The 6,800-nt window shown below is 69.9% G+C and carries 5 protein-coding genes; all 5 read right to left on the bottom strand.

All coding sequences use genetic code 11. The features are described 5' to 3' along the window. Positions 1–56: 56 nt before the first annotated feature. Positions 57–893: a hypothetical protein gene (locus tag V7E09_RS05165; RefSeq protein WP_324510836.1), complete on the bottom strand. Its 837-nt coding sequence runs from the start codon at positions 891–893 to the stop codon at positions 57–59. A gap of 93 nt (positions 894–986) precedes the next feature. Then, entirely contained in the window at positions 987–4,556 is a 3,570-nt protein-coding gene (gene smc / locus V7E09_RS05160; RefSeq protein WP_324523109.1) for a chromosome segregation protein SMC, read from the bottom strand. Positions 4,557–4,565: 9 nt separating this feature from the next. After that, the gene (locus V7E09_RS05155) at positions 4,566–5,132 is read right to left on the bottom strand and encodes a GtrA family protein (RefSeq protein ID WP_324510834.1); all 567 of its coding nucleotides are present in this window, start codon (positions 5,130–5,132) and stop codon (positions 4,566–4,568) included. A gap of 151 nt (positions 5,133–5,283) precedes the next feature. After that, positions 5,284–5,682, bottom strand: a complete 399-nt coding sequence (locus tag V7E09_RS05150) for a dihydrofolate reductase family protein (RefSeq protein WP_324523108.1) — start codon at positions 5,680–5,682, stop codon at positions 5,284–5,286. Between the two features lie 281 nt (positions 5,683–5,963). Next, positions 5,964–6,800, bottom strand: a complete 837-nt coding sequence (mutM, locus tag V7E09_RS05145) for a bifunctional DNA-formamidopyrimidine glycosylase/DNA-(apurinic or apyrimidinic site) lyase (protein WP_324523107.1) — start codon at positions 6,798–6,800, stop codon at positions 5,964–5,966.

Raw genomic sequence — 6,800 nt, 5'->3', positions numbered from 1 at the left:
ATCAACGGGCACCCGGCCATCCTAATGGCCGGGCCGGCGAGGCCGGCCGCCCCCTCTCAGGCGCGGCGACCGCGGCCCAGGTGGACGCGCTGCTGCGCCGGTGCGGGCTCCGGATCCAACTCGTCGGCACCCCACACGCCGTACGGATCGGCGGCGTCGGGATCGTCGACAGCAGGCGCCGACAGGGCGGCCGCGAGGCTCTCGTTGAGTTCTTCGGGTGAGGGCCGTGGAGCGACGGTCTGGGCTGAGGCGTCCGGAACGATCGTGAGCGGCGCGCGTCCCGCACTCTCCACCGCGTGCACCTGCGCGCGCTTGCGGTTCTTCCTGCGCTTGCCCGAGCGTTGCACGGGACGGTTCAACTGCTCCACCACAGGGTCGCTGCTGACGCCCTCGTCGGCCTCGGACACGGGAGCCGCGCCCTGCTCAGCCTCGCGCGCAGGCTGCGCGTCCCGCGGGGCGGTCTCGGTGGGAGTCTCGCTCGGCGTTCCCCCGGCCACCGGCACCTGCTGCGGCGCGGTCGCCTCCGCTGCGACGGGCTCGTCGCTGGGCTCCGACTTCCCACGGGCGTCGGCCGCGACCGGCTGCCCTGCGGGCGTCGGTTCGGCGTCCTCCGGCAGACCGGCTGAGGCTGCGGAGACGGCCGAGCGGGCCGACCGCAGGGAGCGAAGCTTGTTGGGAAGGTCGCGCGGCGCCTCCTCGAACTCGTCGATCAGGTTCACCAAGGCCTTCGGGGGCTCGCCCTCACCATTGAGATGACGCGCGGTGCGCGCCATGGCATTGGCGATTTCGGGGTGTCGCTCCTTGCCGGTTCCCTCCATGCCCATCACCACAACGGCGATGATGACGACGGCGAGCACCAGGACGACAAGCAGCGTGAGAATCATGATCGGCATGTGGGGGGCACCTCCTGACACCACCAGTATGCCTGAGGAAAATGGCGGGTTCGAACCAGGCCCACCGGCGCGCCATGACACCGTCTGCGCTGGTCAGTGGGCGTCGTCGCGCAATCGCTGACTGATCACGGTCGAGATCCCCTCGTCGCGCATCGTCACCCCGTAGAGCGCGTCGGCGATTTCCATCGTGCGTTTCTGGTGCGTGATCACGAGCATCTGGCTGTTCTCGCGCAACTCTTCATAAATCCCCAAGAGCCGGCCCAGGTTGGTGTCATCGAGAGCCGCCTCCACCTCGTCCAGGATGTAGAACGGGCTGGGCCGTGCGCGGAACAACGCCGTCAGGAAGGCGACGGCCACCAACGACCGTTCTCCTCCCGACAGCAGGCTGAGACGCTTGACCTTCTTGCCCGCCGGACGGGCCTCCACGTCGACTCCCGTGGTCAGCCAGTTGCCTGGTTCGGTGAGGATGAGGCGGCCCTCACCCCCCGGGAAGAGCCGCGAGAATGTGAACTCGAATGCTGCCTCCACGTCGGCGTAGGCCTCGGCGAACACCTCTTCCACCCGTGCATCCACGTCGGCGACGATGCCGAGTAGATCCGCGCGGGTCCGCTTGAGGTCGTCGAGTTGCTCGGCGAGGAACCGATGGCGTTCGCTCATCGCCTCGAACTCCTCCAGCGCCAGCGGATTCACCCGGCCCAGCAGATCCAGATCGCGTTGCGCCCGCCGCAGCCGCTTGTCCTGGTCCGCCCGGACGAAGGGAACCGGGTCCGGCTGCTCCTCATCCCGCCCCCACGCGCCGCCATCGGGTCGGGTCAGGACTGGAACCAACTGGTCCGGCCCGTACTCGGCGGTCAGCACGTCGGGCTCCAGGCCGAGTTCGGCGAGGGCCTTCTCCGCCAGCGACGCCACGCGCATGCGCTGCTCGGCGCGAGCCAGTTCGTCGCGATGGGCCACATCGATGAGCCCCTCGAACTCCCGGCCGAGGTCTCGGCTGCGCTGACGGGCGTCATGGACGCCGCGGTCGGCATCAATCCGCCGCTCGTCGGCGCGGCGACGCTCCACGCCCGCACGACTGTGGGATTCCGTCACCCGGTCCAGCAACCAGTCGCAGGCCAGCACCGCGGCTCGCGCCGTTTCTCCCTCGCGCAGCAGGCGCTCGCGCTTGGCCGCGGCCTGCTCGCGGGCGGCCCGCTCGGTGCGCGCGGCCCGCAGCAGGGCCTCGGCTCGTCCAGCCAGGGCGCGGGCGCGCTCCTCATCGGTGCGCAGGGCAAGGCGAGCCTCCATCTCCGCCTGCCGCATCCGGGCCGCCTCGAGGGCGAGCCGGTCACGCTCGCCGGGGTCGGCCTCGGTGAGGTCGGTCGCCCGCTGGGCCGACTCCAGGCGTTCGGTCAGGGCCGCGAGTTCGGCGACGCCGGTCTCCCGCGAGGCGGTGGCGCGCCGCACGGCAGCATCCTGGCGCTCCGCCTCGGCCAACGCGTTGCGCGCGGACTGGTTGAGCTGACCGAGTTGCTCGGCGAGTGCCGAGTATTGTGCGTCCGATTCGTGCAACCGCGCCAGCGCCGCTTCGGACGCCGCCCCCGCGGCCTGCAGCTCGGCGGCAGCGGCGGCCCGCGCGAAGCCGAGGCGCTCGACCTCGGCCTGGACCTGCGCCAGCGAGCTTTCGGCCTCCTCGACCGCCGCCTCGACCTCCATGAGACTCGGCTGAGCAGACGAGCCACCCGAGGCGAACCAGGCAGAGACGACATCCCCGTCGCGCGTCACTGCGCTGAGCTGCGGCTCCACGGCCACGAGGCGGGCCGCCGCGTCCAGGTCGGTCACGACGGCAACCCGTCGCAGCAGCGTGGTCAGTGCGGGCAGCAGCGCGGGCTCCGCACGCACCACCTCGACGGCGTACCTGGCGTCCGCAGGCAGGGCGGGCCACTCCCCCAGATGATCGTTCTTCGGAGACCCGGCAACGACGAGGCCAGCGCGCCCCAGATCCTGGGCTTTGAGCAGCGCGACGGCGTCCAGCGCCACATCCATCCCCGCGACGACGACGGCGGCCGCCGCGCCTCCCAGCGCCGCAGCGACCGCCTGCTCGAAGCCAGGCTCCACCCGGACGAGCGCCCCCAGCGAGCCGAGCACCCCGGCCAGGTCCTGTGAGGCGGCCAGGAGGGCGCCCGACCCGTCGCGGCGTTCCAGCCCGAGCCGCAGCCCCTCCAGACGTGCCGACAGCGCGGCGCGCCGCTGCAAGGCGTCCTGCTCAGAGGCCCGGAGCGCTTCGGTGTGCTCGAGGTGCCGGACTCGGGCGGACTCGGCCGCCTCGTACGCCCCGTCGAGTCCCATCTCCCCGTCGGTGACGGCACCCAGGTCGGTCTCGAGCGCCTGGTAGCGCTTCCGGGCGTCGTCGGCCCGGGCGCGCGCCTCGTCACCCGCAAGCGAGAGGCGAGCGATCTCGGAGCCAGCGGCCTCAGTGGTGGAGCGCAGCGAGTTGACCTCACCGGTCAGCCTCGCCAAGCCCTCCCGGCGGTCGGCGATCGCTCGCAGCTGACCCGCATAGGCCTTCTCGGCGGCCGTATGACCCGCCTCCGCAGCGGCGCGCGCCGCCGAGGCCCGGGCGAGCGTTTCCGCCCGGGTCGCGACCTCGGCCGCCAAGGTCCGCTCGGATTCCTGAATGGCGTGCGCCTCCGCCTCGGTGGCGTCGGGGTCACGCCCGCGCCGCTCGTCCTGGCCCGCGGTCCCGACGTTGCGGACGCGCTCGGCGGCGATGGCACGGGTGGACGCAATCCGCTCCCGGAGGCCCGCCAGGGCGTACCACGTCTCCTGGGCCCGGGCCAGTTCCGGCGCGGCCGCGCGAGCCGCCTCCTCGGCGTGGGTCTCCGCCTCTCGGGCCGCCGCCAGGGCGGCTTCCACGCTCCGGCGGCGCTCCTTGAGTTCGGCCTCGGCGGCCAGGTCGGACTCCAGCGACAGCGCGGCCATGACGTAGTCGTCGGCCAGCACCCGGGCCTTGGCGTCGCGCAACTCGGCCTGGACGACAGCGGCCTTCCGGGCCACCTCGGCCTGGCGTCCGAGCGGTTTGAGCTGACGTCGGATCTCGCCGATGAGGTCGACCAGCCTGTCCAGGTTCACCTGGGTGGAGTCGAGCTTGCGCAGCGCCTTCTCTTTGCGCTTGCGATGCTTGAGGACCCCGGCGGCCTCCTCGATGAATCCGCGCCGGACCTCGGGGGTGGCCTGCAGGATCGAGTCGAGTTGCCCCTGACCGACGATGACGTGCATCTCGCGGCCGATGCCGGAGTCAGACAACAGTTCCTGTACGTCCAGCAGCCGGGCGGCGGTTCCGTTGATCGCGTAGTCGGAGCCACCCGAGCGGAACATGGTGCGGCTGATCGTCACCTCGGTGTACTCGATCGGCAGCGCACCGTCGGTGTTGTCGATGGTCAGGCTGACCTCCGCCCGCCCCAGCGGTGCCCTGCCCGCGGTACCGGCGAAGATGACGTCTTCCATCTTGCCGCCCCGCAACGACTTGACGCCCTGTTCCCCCATGACCCAGCTGAGGGCGTCCACGACATTGGACTTGCCCGACCCGTTGGGCCCCACGATGCAGGTGATACCCGGCTCGAAGTTCAGCGTCGTCGCCGACGCGAAGGACTTGAACCCGCGCAACGTCAAAGACTTCAGGTACACGCCGACCGCCTAGGAGGCCACACCTGCGGCGTGCTTGCGCCGGACCGCCCGAAACGTCCACAGCTTGTTGATCACGAAGTTGATCGGCATCGTGAAGATGATCGCGATCGCCTGGGCCCAGTACGGACGCTTGGTCCAGAAATCACCATCATCGGAGAACGGCGGTTCCGGAAGGTAAATCGGTGACGTGGGGTTGGTCAACACCGTGAAGAGGACCGTCGTCAAGACGTTGGCGCACGCCCCCACGAAGAAGAACGGCACATACTCCTTCAAGAAGGGGGCGCGACTGCCCTCCGCCCTGAATGTCCAGTAGCGATTGAGCACGAAGTTCCAGGTCACGGCGACGGCGAACGCGATCCACACGAACAGATGCCCGAACCGGACGTTGTATCCGGTGTTCAGGATCGGGAACAGGACCGTCCGATAGTTGACGTCCCCGAGGTGGTGCCCCACGTTGCTGCACAGCGCGAAGACTGCCATGTTCACCAAGACGCCGGAGCCGCCCACGGCACCGAAGGTCACGAACTGGCGCAGGCTGTGCCCGTGCCGGGCATAGAGATCGGAAAGGAGGCTCACGGGAAGCAGACCCTATCGGTTCGACGCCCGATCACGGGGAGGCTGCAGGCCTCACTCGCCACAGCGCGCATTGTCTCTCCCACGGGGTCACGCTACTCCTGCCCGCTGTGACGCTCGCCATCGTCGCTCTCGTGGCCGTGCACAGGCGACCTCAGGTGTCGTCCCCGCCGGGATCCGTCGGCCGGTAGCGCAATGCGGTGACCCCCGACCGAAACACGTCCCGTTGCACGAGGGAGAGCGTGAGATGGTCAGCAAGACCGGCTGCCAGGCGGGGTCCGTGCCCCGCCAACACCGGGTGAACCAGGAGGGCATATTCGTCGATCAGCCCCGCCCGGGCCAACGCCGCCGGCAGCGTCACGCCGCCCACGAACAGGCCCCTGCCGGGTTGCTCCTTCAAGTCCCGTATGCGCGTCACGAGGTCGCCGTCCAGCAGTTCGGCGTTCCAGTCGACGTCCGTGAGCGAACTGGAGACGACGTACTTGGGCGCCGCATCCACGGCGTCCCCGAAGGGAACTTGCCACGGCTGCACCCAACCGGGCCACAACCCCATCCGCCGGTTTACGCCACGCCGCCTCCATCATCGCGTAGGTGGTCCGGCCGAACACCACGGCGTCAGCGCGCCTCAGCTCATCCGCCCACCAGCGCATGGACTCCTCGTCGGGCGGGAGACCCGCCTCGTGATGACAACAGCCGTCCAACGTCACATTGATCGCGTAGCGAAGCGGCCTCATCGCTGCCTCCCGATGCCGGGTGGTGTGAACCGAACGGTGTCAGGATACCGGTATGGCGCACCCGCGCTCGGCCGCGATCCGTTCGCCCCCGGTGCGGCGTTCAGCGTCGCCGCTGGCATCCCGGGCAGAAGTGGGAGGACCTGTTGGTGAAGGCGACCCGGCGGATCGGCGTTCCGCACCGTTCACACGCCTCCCCCTCGCGGCCATACACGTGAAGGTCTCGGTTGAAGTATCCCGACTCCCCATTCACGTTGACGTAGAGAGCATCGAAGGATGTTCCCCCTTGCGCCAGCGCGGCCCCCATCACGTCGCGTGCGGCGCACAGGAGCGCACCCAGCGTGTGCGTCGAGAGACGGTCCGCGGGGGTCTCGGGGTGGACACGGGCCACCCACAGTGCCTCGTCGGCATAGATGTTCCCGATGCCCGACACCACCCGCTGATCCAGCAGGACCCTCTTGATGGCGCTGCGCTTGGCCTTGATCCGGCGAACGACCCCGGCGAGATCCACCTCGGGATCCAGCAGGTCGCGGGCGATGTGCGTCACCTGGACGGGTAGTTCCGCACCACCGGGGGCCAGAGAGAGTCCCCCGAACATGCGCTGATCGACGAATCGAAGCTGCACGTCATCGTCCAGGTCGATCAGGACCCGGGCGTGACGCTGGAGCGGTGCCGCGGGCGCGTCCAATCGGAACTGACCGCTCATACCCAGGTGCGCAAGCAACGCGTCCCCATCCCTGAACGGCATCCACAAGAACTTGCCCCGGCGGGCTGGCACGTCGAAGGTCCGGCCGGTCAGGCTGGTCACGAAACCCGTCGGCCCGTCGGGATGCGCCCGCACCGGGCGCGGATGAAGAACGGTGACGTCGGTGACGCTGCGACCGACGATCGCCGCGGCCAGGCCCCGACGAACGACCTCGACCTCGGGGAGCTCGGGCAC

It is taken from the genome of Propioniciclava sp., assembly GCF_036744435.1.
GTDB lineage: Bacteria > Actinomycetota > Actinomycetes > Propionibacteriales > Propionibacteriaceae > Propioniciclava.
Note: the sequence above shows the minus strand (reverse complement) of the source record. Positions and strands in the feature narration are given on the sequence as shown.

Excerpts from the sequence above, each read along its gene's own strand:
- V7E09_RS05165 (WP_324510836.1), bottom strand. The coding sequence starts at position 893 with ATGCCGATCATGATTCTCACGCTGCTTGTCGTCCTGGTGCTCGCCGTC.
- V7E09_RS05150 (WP_324523108.1), bottom strand. The coding sequence starts at position 5,682 with ATGGGGTTGTGGCCCGGTTGGGTGCAGCCGTGGCAAGTTCCCTTCGGG.